At 62.0% G+C, this 22,424-nt stretch carries 20 protein-coding genes; 15 read left to right on the plus strand and 5 right to left on the minus strand.

What is annotated here, in order from left to right:
* The first annotated feature begins 11 nt into the window (after positions 1 to 11).
* The 4 genes from VJ698_RS24360 to VJ698_RS24375 all read left to right on the plus strand — a co-directional run bounded on the left by VJ698_RS24360 (position 12) and on the right by VJ698_RS24375 (position 5,155).
* Entirely contained in the window at positions 12 to 2,492 is a 2,481-nt protein-coding gene (locus VJ698_RS24360; RefSeq protein WP_324105419.1) for an FHA domain-containing protein, read from the plus strand.
* A 309-nt stretch (positions 2,493 to 2,801) separates the two neighbouring features.
* Positions 2,802 to 4,175 (plus strand): HlyD family efflux transporter periplasmic adaptor subunit, encoded by a 1,374-nt coding sequence (locus VJ698_RS24365; RefSeq protein ID WP_324105420.1) that lies wholly within the window; start codon positions 2,802 to 2,804, stop codon positions 4,173 to 4,175.
* A 95-nt stretch (positions 4,176 to 4,270) separates the two neighbouring features.
* The gene (locus tag VJ698_RS24370; RefSeq protein WP_324105421.1) at positions 4,271 to 4,729 is read left to right on the plus strand and encodes a universal stress protein; all 459 of its coding nucleotides are present in this window, start codon (positions 4,271 to 4,273) and stop codon (positions 4,727 to 4,729) included.
* A 75-nt stretch (positions 4,730 to 4,804) separates the two neighbouring features.
* Positions 4,805 to 5,155 (plus strand): hypothetical protein, encoded by a 351-nt coding sequence (locus tag VJ698_RS24375; protein WP_324105422.1) that lies wholly within the window; start codon positions 4,805 to 4,807, stop codon positions 5,153 to 5,155.
* Positions 5,156 to 5,165: 10 nt separating this feature from the next.
* Here VJ698_RS24375 and VJ698_RS24380 read toward each other — a convergent pair whose 3' ends face one another.
* The 3 genes from VJ698_RS24380 to VJ698_RS24390 all read right to left on the minus strand — a co-directional run bounded on the left by VJ698_RS24380 (position 5,166) and on the right by VJ698_RS24390 (position 8,932).
* Positions 5,166 to 5,615 (minus strand): CBS domain-containing protein, encoded by a 450-nt coding sequence (locus VJ698_RS24380; RefSeq protein ID WP_324105423.1) that lies wholly within the window; start codon positions 5,613 to 5,615, stop codon positions 5,166 to 5,168.
* A gap of 717 nt (positions 5,616 to 6,332) precedes the next feature.
* Positions 6,333 to 7,529, minus strand: coding sequence for an acetate/propionate family kinase (locus tag VJ698_RS24385; RefSeq protein WP_324105424.1), 1,197 nt, complete (start codon positions 7,527 to 7,529; stop codon positions 6,333 to 6,335).
* A complete protein-coding gene (locus VJ698_RS24390; protein ID WP_324105425.1) occupies positions 7,526 to 8,932 on the minus strand; it encodes a bifunctional enoyl-CoA hydratase/phosphate acetyltransferase in 1,407 nt (468 codons plus the stop codon). Before VJ698_RS24390 ends, VJ698_RS24385 begins: the two co-directional genes overlap by 4 nt.
* 621 nt (positions 8,933 to 9,553) lie before the next feature.
* On the opposite strand from VJ698_RS24390, the gene VJ698_RS24395 reads away from it, so the two are divergent.
* The 11 genes from VJ698_RS24395 (at position 9,554) to rquA (ending at position 19,441) form a co-directional block, all read left to right on the plus strand.
* Entirely contained in the window at positions 9,554 to 10,225 is a 672-nt protein-coding gene (locus VJ698_RS24395; RefSeq protein WP_324105426.1) for a Crp/Fnr family transcriptional regulator, read from the plus strand.
* Between the two features lie 354 nt (positions 10,226 to 10,579).
* Positions 10,580 to 11,218 (plus strand): cytochrome c biogenesis heme-transporting ATPase CcmA, encoded by a 639-nt coding sequence (gene ccmA / locus VJ698_RS24400; protein ID WP_324105427.1) that lies wholly within the window; start codon positions 10,580 to 10,582, stop codon positions 11,216 to 11,218.
* On the plus strand, positions 11,212 to 11,880 hold the full coding sequence (ccmB, locus tag VJ698_RS24405) for a heme exporter protein CcmB (protein ID WP_324105428.1): 669 nt from the start codon (positions 11,212 to 11,214) through the stop codon (positions 11,878 to 11,880). Before ccmA ends, ccmB begins: the two co-directional genes overlap by 7 nt.
* A 397-nt stretch (positions 11,881 to 12,277) precedes the next feature.
* Positions 12,278 to 12,958: a heme ABC transporter permease CcmC gene (gene ccmC, locus VJ698_RS24410; RefSeq protein ID WP_324105429.1), complete on the plus strand. Its 681-nt coding sequence runs from the start codon at positions 12,278 to 12,280 to the stop codon at positions 12,956 to 12,958.
* Complete coding sequence (ccmD, locus tag VJ698_RS24415) at positions 12,955 to 13,149, plus strand: heme exporter protein CcmD (protein ID WP_324105430.1); 195 nt, start codon at positions 12,955 to 12,957, stop codon at positions 13,147 to 13,149. Before ccmC ends, ccmD begins: the two co-directional genes overlap by 4 nt.
* Positions 13,133 to 13,603 carry a cytochrome c maturation protein CcmE gene (ccmE, locus tag VJ698_RS24420; protein WP_324105431.1) on the plus strand — a complete coding sequence of 157 codons (471 nt, stop codon included), beginning with the start codon at positions 13,133 to 13,135 and terminating at the stop codon, positions 13,601 to 13,603. Before ccmD ends, ccmE begins: the two co-directional genes overlap by 17 nt.
* Entirely contained in the window at positions 13,604 to 15,586 is a 1,983-nt protein-coding gene (locus VJ698_RS24425) for a heme lyase CcmF/NrfE family subunit (RefSeq protein ID WP_324105432.1), read from the plus strand. It abuts the gene before it with no gap.
* 223 nt (positions 15,587 to 15,809) lie between these two features.
* On the plus strand, positions 15,810 to 16,337 hold the full coding sequence (locus VJ698_RS24430) for a DsbE family thiol:disulfide interchange protein (protein WP_324105433.1): 528 nt from the start codon (positions 15,810 to 15,812) through the stop codon (positions 16,335 to 16,337).
* On the plus strand, positions 16,330 to 16,797 hold the full coding sequence (locus VJ698_RS24435; protein ID WP_324105434.1) for a cytochrome c-type biogenesis protein: 468 nt from the start codon (positions 16,330 to 16,332) through the stop codon (positions 16,795 to 16,797). The genes VJ698_RS24430 and VJ698_RS24435 overlap by 8 nt, the downstream gene beginning before the upstream one ends.
* The gene (ccmI, locus tag VJ698_RS24440; protein ID WP_324105435.1) at positions 16,794 to 18,059 is read left to right on the plus strand and encodes a c-type cytochrome biogenesis protein CcmI; all 1,266 of its coding nucleotides are present in this window, start codon (positions 16,794 to 16,796) and stop codon (positions 18,057 to 18,059) included. The genes VJ698_RS24435 and ccmI overlap by 4 nt, the downstream gene beginning before the upstream one ends.
* 629 nt (positions 18,060 to 18,688) lie before the next feature.
* Positions 18,689 to 19,441: a rhodoquinone biosynthesis methyltransferase RquA gene (gene rquA / locus VJ698_RS24445; RefSeq protein ID WP_324105436.1), complete on the plus strand. Its 753-nt coding sequence runs from the start codon at positions 18,689 to 18,691 to the stop codon at positions 19,439 to 19,441.
* 54 nt (positions 19,442 to 19,495) lie between these two features.
* Here the strand turns inward: rquA and VJ698_RS24450 are convergent, their stop codons facing one another.
* The gene (locus tag VJ698_RS24450) at positions 19,496 to 20,200 is read right to left on the minus strand and encodes a lipoate--protein ligase family protein (protein WP_324105437.1); all 705 of its coding nucleotides are present in this window, start codon (positions 20,198 to 20,200) and stop codon (positions 19,496 to 19,498) included.
* Positions 20,201 to 20,687: 487 nt separating this feature from the next.
* The gene (locus VJ698_RS24455; protein ID WP_324105438.1) at positions 20,688 to 22,274 is read right to left on the minus strand and encodes a methyl-accepting chemotaxis protein; all 1,587 of its coding nucleotides are present in this window, start codon (positions 22,272 to 22,274) and stop codon (positions 20,688 to 20,690) included.
* Positions 22,275 to 22,424 lie beyond the last annotated feature (150 nt).

A 22,424-nucleotide genomic window follows, 5' to 3' on the forward strand; every position in this document is an offset into this window, starting at 1 on the left:
CACATCAACCTATGGCATCGAATCAGGCAACGATCGCTGACACGCAAGCAGCCGCGGGTCAGGAGTTCGACATCGTGCTCAAGCCAGTCTCCCATCCGGAGCTGGGCAGCATCCGCATAGACGAAAATCTGTTTGCCATCGGGCGCACCGAGCCGCCGTTCGATGCTTATCCGCCGGAGGTCGTCGCCGACTTGTCGCGCCGCCATGCGCGCATCTTTTCCGAACAGGGCGGTGTGTACATCGCCGACCTCGACAGCAAGAACGGCACCACCGTCAATGGCGTGAACGTGCAGCAGAAGATCACGCGGCTGAGCAACGGAGACCTGATCTGCTTCGGCGGCACGCTGTCGTTCAAGGTGCATCTCGGGGTGCGGGCGGAAATGCGCGGCCGCCCGGCGAAACTGGTCAGCCTCACCTTGACGCCCGAGCGCGGCGACCTCGGGCTGCAACCCATCGTGGTCACGCGTTTTCCCTTCCTGGTCAGCAAGGCCGACGAAGTGTTCTCCCGCTACAAGAACGACTATCCGCACCAGGTGAACTATATTTCGCGGCGTCATGCGCACATTTTCCTGAAAGGCGGCTCGCCCTTCGTCGAGGACCTCGGCAGCACCAACGGCACCTTCGTCGCCGGCAAACGCCTGGACGAGCACGCGGTGCCGCTGGAAGATGGGGACGTGCTCGCATTCGGCGGTCACCATTTCGTGTACAAGGTGAGCCTGCAGAAGGAAGAGTCCGATCCCACGATCACCAGGCTGAGCCAGGCCGTGCGCGCGCCGGAACGGCCAACGGCCGATGCCGACAAGACCACCTTCGTTGCGGCGGCCGACTCCTTCCTCGATATCTTCTGCGTCGATCACGCGCCGCAGCAGGAGGATGAGCTGAATGCGGAAGCGCCGAAGCCCCAGGAGGAAGACGGCGACGACAAGCATGCGCCGCGCGGCAGGGCATGGATTTTCCTGTCTGGGCTGGCGGAGGCGTTCAGCGGGGGCGAGCACAAGGAAATGGCGCCGCGCGTCCGACGCGCCGGCGCCATCGTGGCGGCGCTGATCGCCGTCCTTGCCGCGGCCCTGTATTTCAATGGGTCTGGCAAGCGCGATCTGAAGGAAATGATGGCGGACGGGGATTATGCGCACGCGGCCGAGGCTGCCGATACCTACCTCGCACAAGACCCCGACAACGCCGAAATCAAGGCGATGGGCACGGAAGCCTTGCTCAAGGCCGCCGTGCCGGGCTGGCTGGCCCTGCTGAAGTCCGGCAACTTCCGCGGTGCGGACGCCGCGCTCGCAGACATGAATCGGCGCGGCCGCCATAACAGCGACATGCAGCCGGTGCTTGCCGAGATGGCCTGGATGGGCAGGCTGGAAAACTTCATCGCGTCGCGTGGCGGGCCGGATGCGCCGGTGCGCATCTACGTGGATGAGGATCGGATCAAGGGGCTGCTCAGGCAGTGGGACGACGACCCGCCCGCGCACCAGCGTGCGTTTGCCGCGATTGCTGCCGCTGTGCCGGAATTCCGTGATCCCTATGCGCAAGCGCTCAGCCACCTGCGCAAACTGCAGAGCGATGAAGCCGTACTGCTTGCCGCCATCGATCGCCTGAAGGGTGCCATCGGTGATGCATTGAAACAGGACCAGCCGGAAAACCTGGACTCCGTGCTGAAAGACTACGCGGAAAAATATCCGCGCCTGGGCAACCTCGATGCCGTGCGGCAGGACGTGCGGCGCTACACCGAAGCTGAGAGCCTGGTGCGCGAGCGGAACCTGGCACGGCTGGTCTCGCTGCAGGAGAAGGCGAAATTTTCCACGCCGCCATTCCAGGAAAAATTCAGCGCGCTGATGTCCGGCAATCGCTATCCGCCCGCCGAAGTCGTGCAGCAATACCAGACCGTGCGAAAAGCATGGCAAGCCGGCGACAGCGGGCAGGCCTTCGCCGGCTTGCAGAAAATGGGCGAGGGCGCATGGGGCGATGCGGCGAAGAAGGAACTGCAGCACAAGAAGGAGATCGTCGACGCTTTTGCTGCCTTGCAGAAGTCGCGAAACACCAAAGGCTATGAAGAGCGCCTGCTCGCCTTCTACAGCGGTCTGGATCCGGACGAAGATGTGTATTTCGTGCGCGCCGTAGCGCCCGACATCGGCCGTGTCCGCGACAAGGCGCTCGACCACGCACGGGAACTGGCCGGCAGGGCGCAGGCGCGCTGGCAGCAGTATCGCGAGAGAGGGCCGATCGAAGGCGGGCAGCGGCTCGAAACGCGGATCTCGGACGGGTTCCGCACGCAGGCACGTGCCTTGTCCGAAGCGCGCGCGGATGCGAACGAAAGCCTGCGTATCTACGCCCAGCTCAAGGCGGAAGCCCCGGCCGGATGGAAAAAGATGCGCGAGGAAATCGATGCTGAAGCAGATGCGCAGCGCAAGGGTTTGCTGGAGTTGCGCAACGTGCTGGAGCCGGGCTTGCTGAAGGCGAAGCTGGCATTGCTCGCGAGCGAGGACAAGTGATGAGTTATAAGCCGTACTTGAGGGCGGGCGCCGGAAGTTCACTTCCGGGATGCCTTGCCTCCGTCGTCCTCGCGAAGGCGGGGACCCATAGTCCGGTCGATTCTGAGGAACGTCGCTCGAACAGGCACATGAGGATGTGAGCGTCTCTATGGGTCCCCGCCTTCGCGAGGACAACGGGGCAAAGGTGGTGAGCAAGCAAAACCAGCGATACCCGCACTCGTACTCAAGAACTTATGAAGAAGCCCTTGTGGAAGCACTTGTAGAAGTCCTTGTAGACGCACTGGAAGGAGAACACAGCGAGTAGAAGCCATGGCAAACCCCATCCACCTCAAACCACTGACCGAAGCCCTCGAAGACCACAGCGCCGAGGGCATTGCGATCCTGACTGCGGAGCCGTGGCGCTTCACGCACGCTACGGTCTACATCATGGTCGGGCTTGTCTTCGTCGCATTGCTGTGGTCCTTCTTCGGCAGCGCGGACGTCATTGTGACTGCGCAGGGCGCGCTCACGCCGGAATCGGAAGTGCGGCGTTTCTATGCGCCGATCGACGGCGAACTGGCGAACCTGTATATCGCCGAGGGTCAGCCGGTGTCGAAGGGCGATACGCTGGCGCGGCTGAATGCGCGCGGCGCGATCGAGGCAGCCAAGAATGCGCTCGAAGCACAGCTCAAGCTGGAAGATGCGGAGCGGGAATGGAAACAGTTCCCGGAAAAGAAGGCACTCATGGAACGCAAGGTGGCCGCGCTGAAACAGGCCATGGAACTGGAAGAGCATCAACACTCGCAGCGCGTCTCGGAAGGAACGTCCAAGCTGGCCGAGGAACAGCGGGCGCAATTGCAGGAAGCGCGCACCAACCTGGAGGAGGCGCGCCGCGCGCGCGATGCCGCGAAGCTGGAGGCGGACAAGTACCAGCGCCTGTTTTCCATGACCGGCGGCGGTGGCGTCTCGCAGCTGCAAGTGGAGAGCAAGAAGAACGCACTGCAGGCGGCGGAAAATGCGCTGCGTGTCGCGCAGTCCAGGCTGAGCGAAACAAGCGTGCGGCAAAGCCAGCAGTTCGAGCAGGCGCGCTCGCAGCTGGAAACCAGCGGCCAGGAACTGACCAAGCTGCAACTGCAATATGACGCGGCAGCAAAGGAAATGGCGAATGCAGAAGAGAAACTGCGGCTCCAGGTGCAGACGGCGCGCCTGGTTGCCGACGCGGCTGCGCGGATCCGCTTCGAGAACATTGACAAGGACAATTTCCTGCTGATCCTCGCGCCGGTGGATGGCGTGATCACGGATGTGACTTCCACGCAGCCCGGCGACAAGGTCCAGGCCAACACGCCGCTTGGTGGCATCGCGCCGAAGAATGCGCGCCCGGTGCTGAAGGTCGAGATTGCCGAGCATGACCGCGCCTTCCTGCGCGAAGGGTTGCCGGTGAAGCTGAAGTTCAACGCCTTTCCCTACCAGCGCTACGGCATCATTAACGGCAGGCTCGATTTCATTTCCCCGGCGACAAAGCCTTCGGGGCAGGATAAGCAGCCGGTCTACGAGGGACGTGTCCGGCTGGACCAGGATTACTACCAGGTCGGGGACACGAAATATCCCTTGCGTTACGGTATGACGGCGACGGCCGAGATCGTGGTTCGGGAGCGCCGCCTGATCGACCTCGCACTCGATCCCTTCCGCCAGATCGGAGGATGATTCTGGCAAACAGTTGACGCATGTCAAACCGGTACCGGCCATGCGTCTAAGCTGATTACATGGCAGCCCGACAAACTGGATAGAACGCATTCATCATGTACAAACACATACTCCTGCCGACCGACGGGTCGGAACTTTCCCAGAAAGCCGTGCACAGCGGCATCCTGTTCGCGAAGAATACCGGGGCGACGGTGGTCGGCATCTACGTCATTCCCGCGCCGCACCAGGACCAGCTGGAAGCCTGGGTGCATCACGATCCGCATTATCCGGAGCGGCGGCAGGCACTGTTCGAGAAATTCGGCGACGAATATCTTTCCTTCGTGGCAAACAGCGCGCTGGCCGAAGAAGTGCCGTGTACCTGCAAGATGATCAAGTCGGACGAGCCCTATCTCGCCATCGTCAAGGCGGCCGAGCAGTCGCATTGCGACCTGATCTTCATGGCCTCGCACGGCTGGAGGGGTGATTCGGCGCAAGTGCTGGGCAGCGAAACGCTGAAGGTGCTGATCCACAGCAAGGTTCCCGTCATGGTGCACAAGCCCGGCCCGCGCGAGTGATCCTGCCTGTGCCTTTGCCAAAGGCACGCAATATGCAAGGCATGACTGTTGTCACCTTATTCGAGGAGGCGTGCCATGCCCGCAGGAGCAAACCAGAAGCGCGAAGGCGAGTTCAAGAAACTGGAACGCCGCTTCCAGCAGGAAGGGCGCTACAAGGGGCGCGAGGAAGAAGTCGCTGCCCGCATCGTCAACAAGCAGCGCGCAGAGTACGGCGAGACAAAAGAGGAAAGGGCCAAGGACCGGCAGGGCAGGTCGCCGGATCGCGGCCTGCCCATCAAGGATTACCAGACCCTCACCATTCCGCAGATCCGCGACCGGCTCGATTCGCTGTCGAGCCGAGACATCGAAAAGATCCGGTCCTATGAGGCGGAGCACAAGAACAGGAAAGGGCTGATGGCGTTCCTAAACCGGCGATTGCACCATTGACAGCTGCAGCCTAATGCGGACGTGCCTGGCTGCCGGCATGCTGCGAACCCTGCTCGGAGATGGAGGAGAGCGCTTCGCCGGCCGGTTGCATCTCGCCCGACGTGGTGCTGATATCCCCAAGGGAAACGATGCCCGTCAGGCGCTTGTCGCGGTTGACGACCGGAAGCCTGCGGATCTGCAGGTCACCCATGTTGCGCGCTACATCATCGAGGTCGTCTTCCTCGAAGCAGTACTTAACGTCCTCGCTCATCACGTCCCTGATCTTCGTATCGCCGGTCTTGCCCTCGGCAATGCCGCGCACCACGATGTCGCGGTCGGTCAGCATGCCGACCAGGCGGTCATTCTCGCCCACGGGCAGCACACCGTAATCGCCTTCGGCCATCATCTTTGCCGCGTCGAGCAGGCTCTGGTCGGGGTTGGCCACGCGCACATCGCGTGACATTGCATCAGCTACTCGCATGATATGTCTCCTTGTGAAATGAACGGCGGTCACACGACCGAATTGCCTGCACCGCGATGCAACGCATGTGCCAGTCACGACATGGCGCTGGAATGCCACGTGCAGGATCCTGCGGCCCGTAATGCGGGCTGTTTCGGTATGGGTGGCTTCGTTTTGCCGGACGCCACGCTGTAATGCTTACCACCTGCTTGTAAAACGCGAGCCTTCGCTGTCGTCGTGCTTCGGAGCGAGGCCGGTATGGGGTGCAGCAACGAAGGCATCAGCGAAGTTCTCGCGATCAGGAGCAGCATCCCGAATTCGGGAAGCGAAACGGAGCGGATCGACCAGGCTGAGGCGTTTTTTTTGATTTGGAACAGCCATATCCGGTGTGTTTCATTGTTGGCCCGCAATTTGCTATGGAGTAGGCAAGCAGAACGATGCGCCCGACAGGTTTCAGGACATCGGAATGCCACGCAGGATTCGAGCGCACGCATGCCCGAATTCCGCCCGAGGGCTTGCATGCTTATTGCTGTGTCCCCGCGCGGCCACTGCATGGAATCACGGAATTCTTGGCGGGCCTATTCGTCAAGAATGCATTGGATGTCTCCTCTTTCGCCGCCCTTTGCCGGGCGGCTTTTTTTTCGCGAAGCGGGATGGCGTGAAAGCGAGAAGACCGACAAGAAAAAACGGAGCGCACCGTGATGCGCTCCGTTCCCTTCCTGCGTGAAACGATTCTGTCTAGCTGGTCAATCGCGCAGCATCCTGCGCAGCGACGCGCCCTTCGTCAGTCGGCACCACCCACACTTCGACGCCACTTTCCGGCGCGTGAATGGCGCGGATCGCGTCGCCCGTGGCCTCCCGATTGGCAACTTCATCGATCTGCACACCGAGATAGGCCAGTGCTTGGCAGGTGTCCCGCCGCAATGCCGCGTCATGCTCGCCGATGCCTCCGGTGAATGCAATCACGTCGAGGCCGCCAAGACAGGACGCGAGGGCACCGCACTCGCGCACGAGGCGATGCGTGAAAATCTCGATGGCAAGCTTCGCCGCCGGAACGTCGCTCGCACGCAGCGTGCGCATGTCCGCCGAGATGCCGGACACGCCGCGCAACCCTGACTCGCGATACAACATGCGCTCCAGTTGTTCCGGGCTCCATCCGCCGCGCAGCAGGTGCAGCAATACGCCGGGATCTACCTCGCCGCTGCGCGTGCCCATCATCAGGCCGTCGAGCGCCGAGAAGCCCATGGTAGTAGCGACGCTTTTTCCGTCCTGCACCGCGCAGGCGCTCGCGCCGTTACCGAGGTGGGCGACCACGACGCGGCCGTGCGCGCGCGGCGAGTGCTCGAACAGCCGGTCGACGACATAGCGGTAGGAGAGGCCATGAAAGCCGTAGCGGCGGATGCCCATCTCGCGCAATGCCTGCGGCAAGGCAAACAGGTACTCGGTCTGCGGCAAGGTCGCATGGAAGGCAGTGTCGAAGCAGCCGACCTGCGGCAGCTTGGGGAAACTCCTGCGGAAGGCCCGCACGCCCGCCAGGTTGTGCGGCTGGTGCAAGGGAGCAAGCGACGAGAGCGAGGTCAGGTAGGCCAGCATCTCGTCGTTCAGCACGACCGACTCGGACAGTCGCTCGCCCCCGTGCACGATGCGATGCGCAATGGCCGTGATGCGGATGCCCTCGGCATGCTGCTTCAGTACCAGGTCGAGCGCGGTCAGCGCGCGGTCGTGCGGGCAACCGTCGCCGGGTTCCAGTGTATGGATCGTGCTGCCGTCCTTGCCGGATACTTTCACGACCGGCGCGCCGCCCGCTTCCAGCCCCTCGATGTTTCCGGAAAAACGCGCTGCGCCGATTTCCCGTCCATGCTGCGGATAGAGCGCGAACTTGAGCGAGGATGAGCCAGCATTGACCGCGAGGATAGCGTCCAGGGAGTCGCTCATGGCTGCACCTTGCGGTTATGGTGCGCAAGCATCATCGCCAGGGCCGCCGATGCGACGCGTGCATTGGCGCCGTCAGCGCGGCTGGTCAGCGCGATCGGTATGCGCGCGCCGAGCACCACGCCGCAAGTGGTGGCGCCGGCCAGGTATTCAAGCTGCTTGGCCAGCATGTTGCCGGACTCCAGGTCAGGAACGATCAGAATGTCCGCATTGCCGGCCACGGTCGATTCGATGCCCTTGATGCGCACCGCTTCCATCGACACCGCGTTGTCGAAGGCGAGCGGGCCGTCGAGGTTGCCGCCGGTAATCTGGCCGCGGTCCGCCATCTTGCACAGGGCCGCCGCGTCCAGCGTGGACTGCATCTTGATATTGACGGTCTCCACCGCGGACAGGATCGCCACGTTCGGACGGGTGTTGCCGAGCGCGTGCGAGAGATTGATCGCGTTCTGGATGATGTCGACCTTTTCTTCCAGCGACGGCTTGATGTTGAGTGCGGCGTCCGATATCAGCAGCGGCTTCTCGTACATGGGCACGTCGAAGCGGAACACATGCGACAGCCTGCGCTTGGTGCGCAGGGCGCGCGTGGTCACTACCGCATGCATCAGTTCATCGGTGTGCAGGCTGCCTTTCATCAGTGCTTCGACTTCGCCGTTGGCCGCCATTTCCGCTGCGCGTTCGGCGGCCGCGACGCTGTGCTCGACCGGGCGGATCTCAATGCCGCCCAGATCCAGTTCCGTGGCGTCGGCGACCGCACGAAGCTTCGCTTCCGGCGCGATCAGCACGGGCTCGATCAGGCCATGGCGTGCCGCGTCCAGCGCGCCGCGCAGCGACTCCGGATCGCAGGGATGCACGACCGCGCAGCGCACGGGCGCAAGGTGGCGCACGCTGGAGAGCAGGGCGTCGAGGCGCGCCTGCGGATCGAAGGTGTGCACCCACGGCATGGGCATGGCATGGCGCGAGACTTTGCGGGTCGGTGCGAGCACGACCGCGGTGCCGGCCAGCACGGTCTTTCCAGTCTGGTTGGCGACCCTGCAGTCGAGCGTGACGCGCTTGGTGAGATCGTCCTTCGCGGTGACGGTGACGACGACCGTCAGCGTGTCGCCCACCCGCACCGGCAGCATGAAATGCAGCGACTGGTCGACATACACCGTGCCGGCGCCGGGAAATTGTGTGCCGAGCAGGCTGGAGATGAGGGTGGCGCCCCACATGCTGTGGGCCACTACGCCGTGGAACAGGGTCTTGACCGCGAATTCCGCGTCGACGTGCGTCGGGTTGTAGTCGCCCGAGACGGCGGCGAACGCCTGGATATCCGAAAGCGACAGCGTGCGCACGAGGCGCGCCGACTGTCCGACGGTCAGTTCATCGTAAGTGGTGTTTTCGATGTCTTTCGAAATGATGTCGTTCATAAAACCCTGTGCGGAAAATAAGTTGCCGGGTGCTTCGCCTTCCATGCGCGCTGCACAAGAATGGAAGCGATTCCCGGGTTGGCTAAAAGCAAGGAGTATGCCGAACGGAAACGTCATGCAAGGCATTGCGCTGTCAGGCAGTAGCGAAGGCAAGGCGTCCGGGTGCGTCTGTCAGGCGCCGGAATGACTGCATTCCGCCGTGCCGCCGCGCGCATTTTGTGGCGGCGCGAAGGCACTTTCTTTCCTTTTATCGAGGCATTCCGGAAAAATTGATCTGGATCATTAAAAAATGTAACGACCACGCTATCCTTGGGGGGATCTTGATTTCTCTCAAACGGGCTGGCGCGAAGCTTGCATATTCGCAATGGTCGTTTGATTTCAACGGTCGCTCACAGCGGCGTTGACCCGATGGGTATGGCATGGTCGGCGGGAGGGAGATCAGTTGCGGCCATGCGTGCTTCTCTCTGGGAGGGCGACGGGGCCGGAAGCTTGCCGTGGACTGGCGGGTATCGCAGGAACGCAGTCCATCGCAGTCTTCTCGGGTGGTGCGGATTCCGATTGTCAGTAACGAGGTTTTTGAAAATGAGAATAGAACGTGTTCGATCGCCGCGAGATGACACCATGCAGAACCTGAGACGCATTCTTGCCAATACCTCGCTCTTCCGTATGCTCGACGAGCGGCAGCTCGATGACATCACTGTCGCCACCCAGCCGATCCGCGCCTCCACCAATACCTGTGTCGTCAATCAGGGCGATGCGCCGAAAGGCGTGTACATTGTGGTGTACGGACAGGTGAAGATCGGCTTCGACCGCAAGGACGGCAGCGAGAAGACGCTCGCCATCCTCGGCCAGAACAAATGCTTCGGCCTGGGCGAAATGCTGCTCGACCGCGCGCACCTTGCCTTCGTCAAGACCACCACCGACTCGATGCTGCTGCATACCTCGCGCGACAAGGTGATGGAAATCGCGCGCGAAAACTTCGGCTTCGCGCAGGAGCTGATGGTCTGCGTGGGGCGCCAGCTCTACACGCTCGTGCGCGATATCGAAAGCTATTCACTGCAAACCGCAAAGCAGCGCCTGGCAGGTTATCTGCTGCGCCAGAGCCAGTACCAGGCTGGCGACTGCGTGGAACTCATCGCCAGCAAGACGCTGATCGCCTCGCGTCTGAGCCTGACGCCGGAAACCCTGTCGCGCTTGCTGCACGACTTCTCTTCGGACGGGCTGATCGCCGTGACCGGGCGCCGCATCAGGATCCTCGATTACGAACGCATGGGCGGCATGCTGGCCGCCTGACGCAGTTTGCGCAGCGCGCCGGCCGGGCAGATGGCGGCCGGTGAAATCCTTTCGCTGTCAGCAGGTCCGCTCGCGCCCGACTGGTTTTTTGCCCGTCCGGAACTCCTGCGCAGCGCACCGCTCCTAATGGTGACCTGAGTCAATTCATTTTCCTCGCACATAACGGTTTTGCGGGCACGCAAGCGCAAGATGGCACATAATATGCATTCTTGCCGGAAACGCGGTTTCGCGTATCATTCGGCGCGATCCTGTGCGGCGCGTTTCTGTTTAATCTGATCTGTCTATGGCCACATGTTTTCTGCTTGAGGCGCAGTCTTGCGCGCAGCCTTCACGCCGCACCGGCAAAGGACGCGAATGACGCTTCAGGCCCATCAACTCGGCTGCATCCGCGGCGACCTGCAACTTTTCGCCGATATCAATTTTGAAATCCAGCCTGGCGATGCGATGCGCGTTGCCGGCACCAATGGCAGCGGCAAGACCAGTCTTCTGCGCATCCTGTGCGGCCTGTCGGCGCCGGCACAGGGCGAGGTGCGCTGGGACGGGCGCAATATCCGCAGCCTGCGCGATGAATTCTGCAGCAAGCTCATCTACCTCGGCCATGCGAATGGCGTGAAGGATGATCTCGCCGCGTGGGAGAACCTGGTCGTTTCGTCAACGCTCATGGGCCGGCCGGTGACCAGCGATGAAGCGCACGAGGCGCTGGACCAGCTCGGACTTGCGCGCGCGGCGGACCTGCCGACGCGCGCCCTGTCCCAAGGCCAGCGCAAGCGCGTCGCACTGGCCCGCCTGAGCCTCGGCCTGGCGATGCCCTTGTGGATTCTCGACGAGCCGTTCACCGCGCTCGACGTCAGCGCCGTCAAGGCACTGTGTGGCACGATCGACAAGCATCTCGCGTGCGGTGGCATGGTCATTTACACCACGCACCAGGAAGTCGACCTCTCCTCGGCGCGGCGCTCGCTGTGCCTGGACATGAACCAGGGGCGCCTATGCTGAAAGTGCTGCTCTGTGTTGTCCGGCGCGACCTGTTGCTCGCTTTTCGTCGCCGTTCCGATGTCCTTACGACCTTGTTTTTCTTCATTATCGTCGCCAGTTTGTTCCCGTTGGGCGTAGGCCCTGAACCCGCCTTGCTGCGCACCATGGCGCCCGGCATTCTCTGGGTCGGGGCGCTGCTGGCCTCCATGCTCGCACTGGGCCGCCTGTTCGCGCTGGATTTCGCCGACGGTACGCTGGAGCAGATGGTGTTGTCGTCCGAGCCATTGACCGTGATCGTGATCGGCAAGGTCATTGCGCACTGGCTGGTATCCGGCTTTCCGCTGGTGCTGCTGGCGCCGGTGCTGGCGATCCAGTTCGACCTGCCGGTTTCATCGGTCGTGGTCCTGTTCGTCAGCCTGCTGCTGGGCACGCCATCACTCAGCCTGATCGGATCGATCGGCGCGGCGCTGACGCTCGGTGTGCGCGGCGGCGGCGTGCTTGTGTCACTGCTGGTGCTGCCGCTGTACATCCCGGTGTTGATTTTTGGCGCAGGCGCGGTGGGGGCGGAAGCTTCTGGTGTCGGCGCCTCTGCGCACTTGCTCCTGCTTGGCGGTGCCTTGGCAGGCGCGGCAGCACTAACGCCCTGGGCGACTGCCGCGGGGCTCAGGATTGCACTGGAATGACTAATTTTGCTGGCAGGCTTGCGAGCAGGAATATGCGGAATATCGACCGACAGTCGGGTAACATCCGCATATCCGTGGCCGATCCTGTCACCTGGATGAAACTCGTGGCATAGCGATTGCTTTCATTGCAGAAAAATTCGGCCAGGCATGGATTTGGGCTTGAAAACGCAGCTGTGCGGCGGGCTAGAGCGATTTGCTGTAGGATGCATTCCCGAATTTGGGAAGGGCGGCGGGGTTAAACTTTCGTCGACCTCGAAAGCAGTATCATAAAAAATATCATTGGAGTATTGCAGAAGTGTCCACGTCAGACCATCTTCTCTCCGGCAATCTGGAAGCTAGCGGGTTCAGGTTCTTCAAATACGCATCACCACAAACGTTTTTCCCATTAGCGGGAAAAATGATTCCCTTCTTTGCGACCGCCGCCGTCGTCCTCGGCATCATCGGCATGTATATAGGCCTGGTGCTGGCGCCGACTGATTTCCAGCAGGGCGATGCCTACCGCATCATCTTTATCCACGTGCCCGCCGCCTGGATGTCGATGTTCATCTACTGCGTGATGGCATTCTGGTCCGCCGTCGGACTCGTGCTCAACACCCGCCTGTCCTCGATGATGGCGACCGCGCTGGCCCCGACCGGAGCGATGTTCACCTTCCTCGCCCTCTGGACCGGTGCGCTGTGGGGCAAGCCGACCTGGGGAACCTGGTGGGTCTGGGATGCGCGCCTGACTTCCGAACTGATTCTGCTGTTCCTCTACATCGGTTTCATGGCCCTGCAGGCATCGATCGATGACGTGCGCCGCGCCGACAAGGCGGGCGCCGTACTGGCGCTGGTGGGCGTTGTCAACGTGCCGATCATCTATTTTTCCGTGCAATGGTGGAACACCCTGCACCAGGGCTCCTCAGTCAGCATGACCAAGGCGCCGAGCATGGCGATGACGATGCTGGCAGGCATGCTGATCCTGGCGCTGGCCTCCTGGGCTTATGCCATCATGATGACCCTGCTGCGCGTGCGCTGCATCATGCTCGAACGCGAGCGCCATACCGACTGGGTGAAGGAATACGTGGAGAAGAATGCATGAACTGGCATAGCTGGAGCGAATTTTTCGCAATGGGCGGTTACGCGCTCTATGTGTGGGGCTCCGTGCTGATGACTATCGCACTGCTCGGCGCGGAAGTGCTCTCGGTGCGCGCGCGCCGCAAGAACCTGCTCAGGCAATACAGCCGCTGGATACGGAATACTCGGAGGGAAAACGATGAAAACAAGGCATAAGCGCCTGGTATTGGTTGCGGCAGGTCTGGGCGCGTTGGGTCTTGCGGCATGGCTGGTGTTGTCGGCATTCAAGCAGAACATGGTGTTTTTCTTCACGCCCACCCAGGTATTGACCGGCGAAGCACCCAAGGGGCGGAGCTTTCGCATCGGCGGCATGGTCGAAAACGGTAGCCTCAAGCGCCAGACCGACGGCGTCACCGTAAGCTTCATCGTCACCGATACGGCACAGAAACTGCCCGTCACCTACAAAGGCATCCTGCCCGACCTGTTCAAGGAAGGGAAGGGCGTAGTGGCGCAGGGCAAGCTTGACCAGAATGGCAACTTCGTCGCGGACGAAGTGCTGGCCAAGCATGATGAAAACTACATGCCTCCGGATGCCGCCTATGCAATGAAGAAGGGCCAGGAGGCCAAACAGAAAGCCGCAGCCGGCAACATGGCAAAGGACGCGAAATAAATGATTCCTGAACTTGGCAATTTTGCCGTCATCCTCGCGCTGTGCGTGGCGCTGGTGCAAGGCATACTCCCGATCGTCGGGTCGTTCACGGGCAACCAGCGCTGGATGTCGCTGGCGCGTCCCGCCGCCGCGGCGCAGTTCCTCTTGCTGACGACAGCGTTCGGCTGTCTCGTCTATGCGTTCGTCACCAATGACTTCTCGGTGAGCTACGTGGCTTCCAACTCCAACTCCAGGCTGCCGATCTACTACCGCATCGCCGGCGCATGGGGCGGCCACGAAGGTTCGATGCTGCTGTGGATCCAGATGCTGGCCGTCTGGACCTTTGCCGTGTCGCGCTTCAGCCGCCAGTTGCCGGATCAGACCGTGGCGCGCGTACTTGGCGTGATGGGCCTGATCAGCGTCGGCTTCCTCGCCTTCCTGCTGTTCACTTCCAATCCGTTCGAGCGCCTGCTGCCGGGCGCGGTGGATGGCCGCGACCTGAACCCGCTGCTGCAGGACTTCGGCATGATCATCCACCCGCCGCTGCTGTACATGGGTTATGTCGGCTTCTCGGTGGCATTTGCCTTCGCGATCGCCGCGCTGATGGGCGGCCAGCTCGATGCCGCCTGGGCACGCTGGTCGCGCCCCTGGACCGCGGTTGCCTGGATGTTCCTGACGCTCGGCATTTTCATGGGCAGCTTCTGGGCCTATTACGAACTCGGCTGGGGCGGCTGGTGGTTCTGGGATCCGGTGGAAAACGCTTCCTTCATGCCGTGGCTGGTCGGGACCGCACTGGTGCATTCGCTCGCCGTGACGGAAAAGCGCGGCAGCTTCAAGAACTGGACCGTGCTGCTGGCGATCATCGCCTTCTCCTTGTCGTTGCTGGGCACCTTCCTGGTCCGCTCCGGCGTGCTGACCTCGGTGCATGCGTTCGCCACCGACCCCGAGCGCGGCATGTTCATCCTGGTCTACCTGGTCTTCGTCGTCGGCGGCTCGCTCACGCTGTATGCGTGGCGCGCGCCGAGCGTCGGGCTGGGTGGCCGTTTCGCACTGGTCTCGCGCGAATCGTTGCTGCTGGTGAACAACGTGCTGCTGCTGGTCGCCTCCGGCACCGTGCTGCTGGGCACCTTGTATCCGCTGTTCCTCGATGCCCTCAACCTCGGCAAGATTTCCGTCGGGCCGCCGTACTTCGAGGCGGTGTTCGTGCCGCTGATGATTCCGGTGCTGGTGCTGATGGCCATCGGCCCGTTCGCGCGCTGGAAGGAAGCCTCGGTGCCTGACCTGCTGCGCCGCCTGCGCTGGGTTGCGCTGGTGGCGGTCGGCCTGGCACTGGCGATCGCATTGGTTCTCGCAGCATCCCCGATGGTGACCGCGGGCCTTGCCTTCGCCATCTGGATCCTGTTCGGCTCCGCGGCGCACATGATTGAGCGCGCCCGCCATGCGCCGAAGGGTATGTCGCTTTGGAAACGCCTTTCGCGCGAACCGCGAAGCTACTGGGCCATGCTGGTCGCGCACGCCGGCATCGGCGTGTTCGTGGTGGGCGTCACGCTTGTCAAGGGCCTCGATGAAGCCAAGGACGTCAGCATGCGCGTGGGCGATACCACGACCGTGAACGGCTATACCTTCGCCTTCAAGAACCTGCAGGAAATCAAGGGACCGAACTACGTGGCGGCCCAGGCGACTTTCGATATCACCTATGGCGGCAAGCCGGTCACCACGCTGATGCCGGAGAAGCGCATGTACACGGTGCAGCGCATGCCGATGACCGAAGCCGGCATCGACCGCGGCTTCACGCGCGACCTTTACGTGTCGCTCGGCGAGGAAACGAACGACGGCGCCTGGGTCGTGCGCGTGCAGCACAAGCCCTTCGTCTCCTGGATCTGGGCGGGCTGCCTGATCATGGCCTTCGGCGGTCTGCTGGCCGCGTCGGATCGCCGCTATCGTGTCGCCGCGCGCAAGCGCGTGGCGGAGCAAGTAGCGGTGGCAGAGCCGGTGAGCGCTTGAATCAGGAATTGGATTTGTCCACGGAAGACACGGAATGCACGGAAATGTTAACGATGAGCTTTGTGTGTGTTTTGGGTTTTTTGTGGACCGAACAATTTTCTTGAAGCAGCGTGCATGAATCAAAAACCTGGATAGTCCACACGAAGCACAAAAAAATGAAACATGACTTTTCCGTGCTTTCCGTGTCTTCCGTGGACCAACCAACCCCCTCGAAACAAAGCACATGAAACGATTTCTTCTTCCTCTTGGCGTATTCATTGCCCTGATGGTCTTTCTTGCCATCGGCCTTCGCCTCAATCCGCGCGAGATTCCGTCGCCGTTCATCGGCAAGCCGGCGCCGGCATTCAAGCTGACGCAGCTCCAGGCGCCGGACAAGACCATCTCGCCGGCCGACATGAAGGGGCAGGTCTGGCTGCTGAATGTATGGGCATCGTGGTGCGTGTCCTGCCGCGAGGAGCATCCGGTGCTGATGGACTTTGCCAAGGCCAACGTTGTGCCCATCGTCGGCCTCAATTACAAGGACAAGCGTGATGACGGCATGGGCTGGCTCAACCAGTTCGGCAATCCTTACACCGTCTCGGGTTTTGACAACGACGGACGCGTCGGTATCGACTACGGCGTGTACGGCGTGCCGGAGACTTTCGTGATCGACAAGAACGGTGTGATCCGGATGAAGTACACCGGTCCCATTACGCCGCAGGCGATCGCCGAAAAGCTCCTGCCCATGATCAAGGAGTTGCAGCGTGCGTAAATTCGTTCTGTTCCTGATGCTCGTCCTTTCCCTCGGCGCGCAGGCAAAGGAAGCGCCGCCGGCGGCTGCCGATCCCGCGCTGGAGAAGCGGATGCTGGACCTGACCGAGCAGTTGCGCTGCCTCGTGTGCCAGAACCAGACGATCGCCGACTCCCACGCCGACCTCGCCATCGACCTCAAGAACCAGGTGCGCGAAAAGCTCGCCGCCGGCATGTCCGACAAGGAAGTCATCAATTACATGGTGGATCGCTACGGCGACTTCGTCCTTTACAAGCCGCCGGTCAAGGAAACGACCTGGCTGTTGTGGTTCGGTCCCTTCCTGCTGCTGGTGGTCGGGATCGGCGTGCTGATGGCCAAGCTCAAGCGCCGCAATGCGACGCCTGACAACGTGCCGGAAGAAGACCTCAAGCGCGCCGCGAGCCTGCTGAAAGACACGAACAATTCCAAGGATCAAGCATGACCGCATTTCTGATTGGCGCCACGCTACTGATGGCGACCGCGCTGGCCTTCCTGCTGATGCCGCTGCTGCGCAAGGAGCGCGTGACGACCGAGCATGTCCAGCGCGACCAGCTCAACCTCGCCGTGCTGCGCGACCAGTTGCGCGAGCTCGACGCAGATCTCGAGGGCGGGCTGATCGAGCCGCTTGCCTATGAAAGCGCCCGGCACGAGCTCGAACGCCGCGTCGCCGAAGAGGTCAAGCCGGATACCTCGGTCCATACCAGCGGCGCAAGCATGCGCTGGTCTGCCGTGGCTGTCGCTATCGTCGTGCCGGTGCTCGCGGTCGGGATCTACATGGCCATCGGCAATCCGGCAGGGCTGAATCCGGCCAACCTGGTTGCGGCGGACGACAGTTCGCACCAGCTCACGCCCGAGCAGATCGAAGGCATGGTGGCCAAGCTCGCGGACCGCCTCAAGAACGATCCGAATAACGCGGAAGGCTGGAACATGCTGGCGCGTACCTACGCCGCCATGGGCCGCTATCCGGAGTCCGCCAAGGCCTATGAACATCTCGTCAAGCTGGCGCCGAACGACGCTTCGGTGCTGACCGATTATGCCGATGCGCTTGCCATGGCAAATGACCGCAGCCTGCAGGGCGAACCGGAAAAGCTGATCAAGCAGGCGCTCACGATTGACCCGAAGAACGTCAAGGCACTGGCACTTGCCGGCAGTGCGGCGTTCGACCGCAAGGACTATGCGCATGCAGCGGAGTACTGGCAAAAAATCCTGGACGTCGTGCCGCGCGATTCCGAGGTCGCGCGTTCCGTTCTGGGAAGCATCAATGAAGCCAAAGGTCTGATGGGCGAGCCGCAACTGGTATTACCGCCCGCCGCCCAGTCCGGCGCGGGGCAGGCAGCTCAGGCACCGCAGGCCGCCAGCGGCATGAAGGTGGAGGGCACCGTTGATATCGACCCCGCCCTGCGTGCGAAAGCGTCGGACTCGGATGCTGTCTTCATCTTCGCACGCGCTGCCGAAGGGCCGCGCTTCCCGCTCGCCGTCGTACGCGCGCAAGTTAAGGACCTGCCCTTCAAGTTCGTGCTCGACGACAGCATGAGCATGACGCCTGAAGCGAGACTCTCGAATTATCCGAGGGTCGTGGTCAGCGCGCGTGTGTCGAAGTCCGGTAGCGCGACGCCCGCACCGGGCGATCTCGAGGGCAGCAGCGATCCGGTGGCGCCGGGCGCGACAGGCCTGAAGGTCCGTATCAACTCGACGCACAAGTAACACCCCCCGTGCCGGGGCGGCTTCCGGTGTCACCGGACCGCGCCCGGCATGCGCATCACACATCCCCCCATCAGCAGCGCATGTGATCGCACGATCACGGATTGCATCACTCACATTCCGCGTATTCCTTTCACGACCATGCCTTCCGCGACGGCTCGGCGCCGTTCTGCGTTATGGCTGGCTGAAGTCCCGCCACCCCGCAGTGCACAAGAAAAGCTGGTACAGCGCTTGCATACTATGTCCTACAGAACATCCAAAAGAAGGGCACGGATGATCTGATGACGGCTGCCGCCTGTGGGCGGGCGTTTTTGCTGTCAAACGGGGCTGCGGAGTGTGGCTGCGCTGATGTTTTCAATTCCCGATTCTTGTGACGTGTCTCGAAATCGGGAAAATGGCCGCTGCCGAAGACCGCAGGTGATTGACCCGATGTGCGCGCAGGATGCACGCACGTGGCGGGGAAAAGGGAGACGGGTCCTGCCGCATTCCGTTATCGCGAATGCAGGAGGCTACAAGGGCAGGGCCGAAACCAGGACGAATCACGCGGAAGCGAAACAGGGAGGCAAGACCTGTATCGAGTGCCTGCGAGGCACCGCACACCTCTTGTCGGCTGACTATAAGGAACCTGGAGAATGAATAATCTGATATCAGAACAGGGCGTGGCACAGCCTTTTGATTTTTCTGCACCCATTGAATTTGACAAAACCCCGATGCGCATCACCGTGCCGGCCTACCTGCAAAAGATCTACTGGTGGGCGTACGTGCACCCGAACGCGGTCAGGGTCTTCGAGCGCGAATGGCTGGTCAACCTGATCCTGTTCGGGAATTACTCTGCACTGCGCGACGCGGCGCTGGATGATATCGGCGTCGACGCGAAGGGCGCCACATTGCAGGTTGCCTGCGCCTATGGCGATCTCACGCCGCGCCTGCGCGAACGCATCGCTGATGATGGCAAGCTGCATGTTATCGACGTGCTGCCGATCCAGTTGCAGAACCTGAAGCGCAAGCTTCCCGCGGACATGCGGGTGTCCCTGATCCAGCGCGACTCGGCGGCGCTCGGCTTCGCCGATGCCAGCTACGAACGCGTACTGGTGTTCTTCCTTTTACACGAGCAGCCGGAGGATGTGCGCCGGCGCACGTTGGCCGAGGCCTGCCGCGTGGTCAAGCCGGGCGGGAAGGTGATCGTGGTCGATTACCACAGGCCGGACAACTGGAACCCGGTTCGCCATCCGTTGCGCGCGCTGCTCAAGCGCCTTGAGCCGTATGCGGACGACCTGTGGAACAACGAGATCCAGACTTACCTGCCGCAAGACATCACGTTCTCCGACATGAAGAAGGAAACCTTTTTCGGCGGCCTGTACCAGAAGGTGGTGCTGACCCGATGATGGCGTTTCCCTGGGCTTGAGGGGCCAGTGGGGATTCGGGCGGTTCCGTACCGGCTACTCGCCGGCGTGGATCGCTTCTTCAAGCGCCGCACCGAGCGATGCGGCGAGGTCCGTCACCGAAAGTTCACGCCCGAGCTGCTCCGCGCAGGAGATCGTGCAGCGCGCCAGGGTTGCGGCATCTTCTTCCGGTTTTCCCATCACGCTGCACAGCAGCGGCCAGTCCGTGTTGGTCAGCAGGATGCCTGCGACCAGCAGGATGCCGTTGCGCTTGCGCACCTGCGCAAAGCCCACGATCTTCCTGTCATCGACAACCAGCTCGCCCGGCGAAAGGCCGCCGAAGCAGGCCCATTCGACGGAAGACGCACGATTTTCCTGTTTCCATGCATGCGCTTCCTCGGGGGAGAGGACATGCGTCTTCACGCCGGCCGCCGCAAGCACCGACGCATAAAGATCACCGATCCACTGATAGCTTCTTGCCGTGCTGGGCGTGACCAGCGGGTGCGAAGCGGGCAAGACGACGGATGCACTCAGCATCCACGGACCGACGAGGACGGCGCCGCCGCCTGCATGTCGCAGGACGATATCGATGCCGGCCTGCGAGAGCGCCGGATTCGCTGTCAGCATCGCATGCTGCGAGCGGCCGAGAACCACCGCCGGCTGGTCATACTGCCAGAGCTTCATCGCGGGAGTCCGTACTTCGTCGCTCAATCGGGACTGGTTCCAGTCCTGCTCGGCCAGATGTTGTTGCGTGTTCTGCATGAGGGATAGATGGTCGTTGCGATGCCGGCATGCCCTTGCCGCCGGAGGATTGAACGGAGCTGCAAGGCACTGCGCCGCCAGAGCACATTCTAGCGTCGATGGGCGTATCGAGTCACGTCTGGATGGGGTTTATCGGCTTGCGCCAGAAAATGCAACCTGCGGGCGTTTGGCGCGAATTTGGCCGCGTCGGCGGGCACATCGGCGCACATATCAGTCGGCGATAAAAAAGGGGCGCATCAACTGCGCCCCAAAAACTGCATGCTCGATATACCTGCAGTCGCCTCCAGAGCGGGAGGAGATGCCCCGGAAGAGTCTGGAATTACACGTCTCGGCGGTATTGGCGGCGTTAATGCTGTTCCTCGTACCGTCACTGCCGCGTTTGCCTGATTTCGTTATAGTCCACCAGCGGAACGGCGCATGCGGCTGGCGGCGGAAATTTCCGATTCCCTTGACATGCAACAGGAACCCTGCAACGCGGTCGTCGGTGTCAGGACGGAAGGGCGATGCGCGACGCCTGTTGCGAAAGCGCGGGCGCGGCGGATTCCTGGGCCAGCCTGAAGGCGCTGGCCATCGCATTCAGTTGCGCCGCCTGGAGCTGCATCGACTCTGCTGCCGCGGCGGCTTCCTCTACCAGCGCGGCGTTCTGCTGCGTCACCTGGTCCATCTGCATCATCGCCTGGTTGACTTGCTCGATGCCGGCACTTTGTTCCCGGCTGGCGGCCGTGATTTCCTCCATGATGTCGGTGACACGCGTGACGCTGCGGACTACTTCATCCATCGTTGCACCGGCTTCATTGACCAGCGTGCTGCCGGCGCCAACCTGCTCGACCGACTCCTCGATCAGCGCCTTGATTTCCCTTGCCGCTGCCGCGCTGCGCTGTGCAAGGTTACGCACTTCACCGGCGACGACCGCAAAGCCGCGGCCCTGTTCGCCGGCGCGTGCCGCTTCCACTGACGCGTTCAATGCCAGGATGTTGGTCTGGAAAGCGATGCCGTCGATGACGCCGATGATGTCGGAAATCTTGCTTGCCGACGCGCTGATGGAGCCCATGGTGCGAACGACATCGGCCACCACCTGGCCGCCTCTGGAAGCGGTATCCGAGGCGACATGCGCAAGCTGGTTGGCCTGTTGCGCATTCTCCGCATTCTGCTTCACGGTGGAAGTCAGTTCTTCCATGGAGGATGCAGTCTGCTGCAGCGAACTCGCCTGTTCTTCGGTGCGCGCGGAGAGGTCCTGGCTGCCCGCCGCAACCTCGCTGGATGCCGTGGCAATCGATTGTGTTCCGCTCCGCACGTTCGCCACCAGCGCTGCCAGGCTGTCCTGCATGGTCTTCATGGCAAACAGCAGGCTGCTTTGGTCCCTGTCGTCCAGCCTGATCTGCGCGGTCAGGTCGCCGGAGGCGATGGTGGTCGCCACGCGCACGGCGTAATCAGGTTCTCCACCCAGCTGCAGCATCACGTTGCGGGTTAGCCAGAAGGCAATGCCTGCCCCGGCGGCCAGTGCGATGGCGGCGAGCGCAAGGCTGGACACGAGGCGGGAATGCGTCTCCTCGGCCAGTCGGGAGCGGGCAGCGGTGACCGCCGCATTCTTCGACTTTGCCAGCGCCAGCAGCTCCGCACGCATCTGGCGCCACAGCGGCGTCTCATCCTTGTTCAGTGCGGCGATGGCCGCGGCAGGATCACTCTTCGCGAAGCCGACGATCTGCTGCTGGATTTTTGCCTGCTGCTCGCGCAACTGTCCTATCGTGGCCAGCACCTGGAGGGCATCCCGGTCGTTGCGCGCGAGATTGCGCGCTTCATTCATGGCGTCGGAGAAGCCGCGCGAAGCGTCGTCCAGGTTCGCGTATGCCTTTGTATTGGCTGGATCGAGCACGAGGTTGCGCAGTGCCTGACCCATTTGCAGGCCCTGGGCATACAGTGCGTTGCTGCTGGAGAGGAAAGCCTGGTCTTTGGTGATGAAGGTGTCGAATTTTTCCGCCGTATCTTTCATCCCGCTCAGGGCTACCGCCAGAGCCGCTGCAAAGATGCCGCAGACCACCGCCATGGCGATGAACATTTTCTTTTTCAGCTTCATTTTTCCGTTTTGCCTGATTGATAACGATTCGCCCCGTTACCGGATGCATCTCGATGCTGAGGGACCGAGGCGCAGTCGCGTCTCCTGTCACTTCCGGTTGCTGGCGATTATAGAGCGATGCGCGGGAGTGCGTGCAGGCCGGGAAATAGG

The sequence above is a fragment of the Noviherbaspirillum sp. genome (assembly GCF_035254685.1).
Classification (GTDB): domain Bacteria; phylum Pseudomonadota; class Gammaproteobacteria; order Burkholderiales; family Burkholderiaceae_D; genus Noviherbaspirillum.

Excerpts from the sequence above, each read along its gene's own strand:
- VJ698_RS24360 (WP_324105419.1), top strand. The coding sequence starts at position 12 with ATGGCATCGAATCAGGCAACGATCGCTGACACGCAAGCAGCCGCGGGT.
- VJ698_RS24365 (WP_324105420.1), top strand. The coding sequence starts at position 2,802 with ATGGCAAACCCCATCCACCTCAAACCACTGACCGAAGCCCTCGAAGAC.
- VJ698_RS24370 (WP_324105421.1), top strand. The coding sequence starts at position 4,271 with ATGTACAAACACATACTCCTGCCGACCGACGGGTCGGAACTTTCCCAG.
- VJ698_RS24375 (WP_324105422.1), top strand. The coding sequence starts at position 4,805 with ATGCCCGCAGGAGCAAACCAGAAGCGCGAAGGCGAGTTCAAGAAACTG.
- VJ698_RS24380 (WP_324105423.1), bottom strand. The coding sequence starts at position 5,615 with ATGCGAGTAGCTGATGCAATGTCACGCGATGTGCGCGTGGCCAACCCC.
- VJ698_RS24385 (WP_324105424.1), bottom strand. The coding sequence starts at position 7,529 with ATGAGCGACTCCCTGGACGCTATCCTCGCGGTCAATGCTGGCTCATCC.
- VJ698_RS24390 (WP_324105425.1), bottom strand. The coding sequence starts at position 8,932 with ATGAACGACATCATTTCGAAAGACATCGAAAACACCACTTACGATGAA.
- VJ698_RS24395 (WP_324105426.1), top strand. The coding sequence starts at position 9,554 with ATGCAGAACCTGAGACGCATTCTTGCCAATACCTCGCTCTTCCGTATG.
- ccmA (WP_324105427.1), top strand. The coding sequence starts at position 10,580 with ATGACGCTTCAGGCCCATCAACTCGGCTGCATCCGCGGCGACCTGCAA.
- ccmB (WP_324105428.1), top strand. The coding sequence starts at position 11,212 with ATGCTGAAAGTGCTGCTCTGTGTTGTCCGGCGCGACCTGTTGCTCGCT.
- ccmC (WP_324105429.1), top strand. The coding sequence starts at position 12,278 with ATGATTCCCTTCTTTGCGACCGCCGCCGTCGTCCTCGGCATCATCGGC.
- ccmD (WP_324105430.1), top strand. The coding sequence starts at position 12,955 with ATGAACTGGCATAGCTGGAGCGAATTTTTCGCAATGGGCGGTTACGCG.
- ccmE (WP_324105431.1), top strand. The coding sequence starts at position 13,133 with ATGAAAACAAGGCATAAGCGCCTGGTATTGGTTGCGGCAGGTCTGGGC.
- VJ698_RS24425 (WP_324105432.1), top strand. The coding sequence starts at position 13,604 with ATGATTCCTGAACTTGGCAATTTTGCCGTCATCCTCGCGCTGTGCGTG.
- VJ698_RS24430 (WP_324105433.1), top strand. The coding sequence starts at position 15,810 with ATGAAACGATTTCTTCTTCCTCTTGGCGTATTCATTGCCCTGATGGTC.
- ccmI (WP_324105435.1), top strand. The coding sequence starts at position 16,794 with ATGACCGCATTTCTGATTGGCGCCACGCTACTGATGGCGACCGCGCTG.
- rquA (WP_324105436.1), top strand. The coding sequence starts at position 18,689 with ATGAATAATCTGATATCAGAACAGGGCGTGGCACAGCCTTTTGATTTT.
- VJ698_RS24450 (WP_324105437.1), bottom strand. The coding sequence starts at position 20,200 with ATGCAGAACACGCAACAACATCTGGCCGAGCAGGACTGGAACCAGTCC.
- VJ698_RS24455 (WP_324105438.1), bottom strand. The coding sequence starts at position 22,274 with ATGAAGCTGAAAAAGAAAATGTTCATCGCCATGGCGGTGGTCTGCGGC.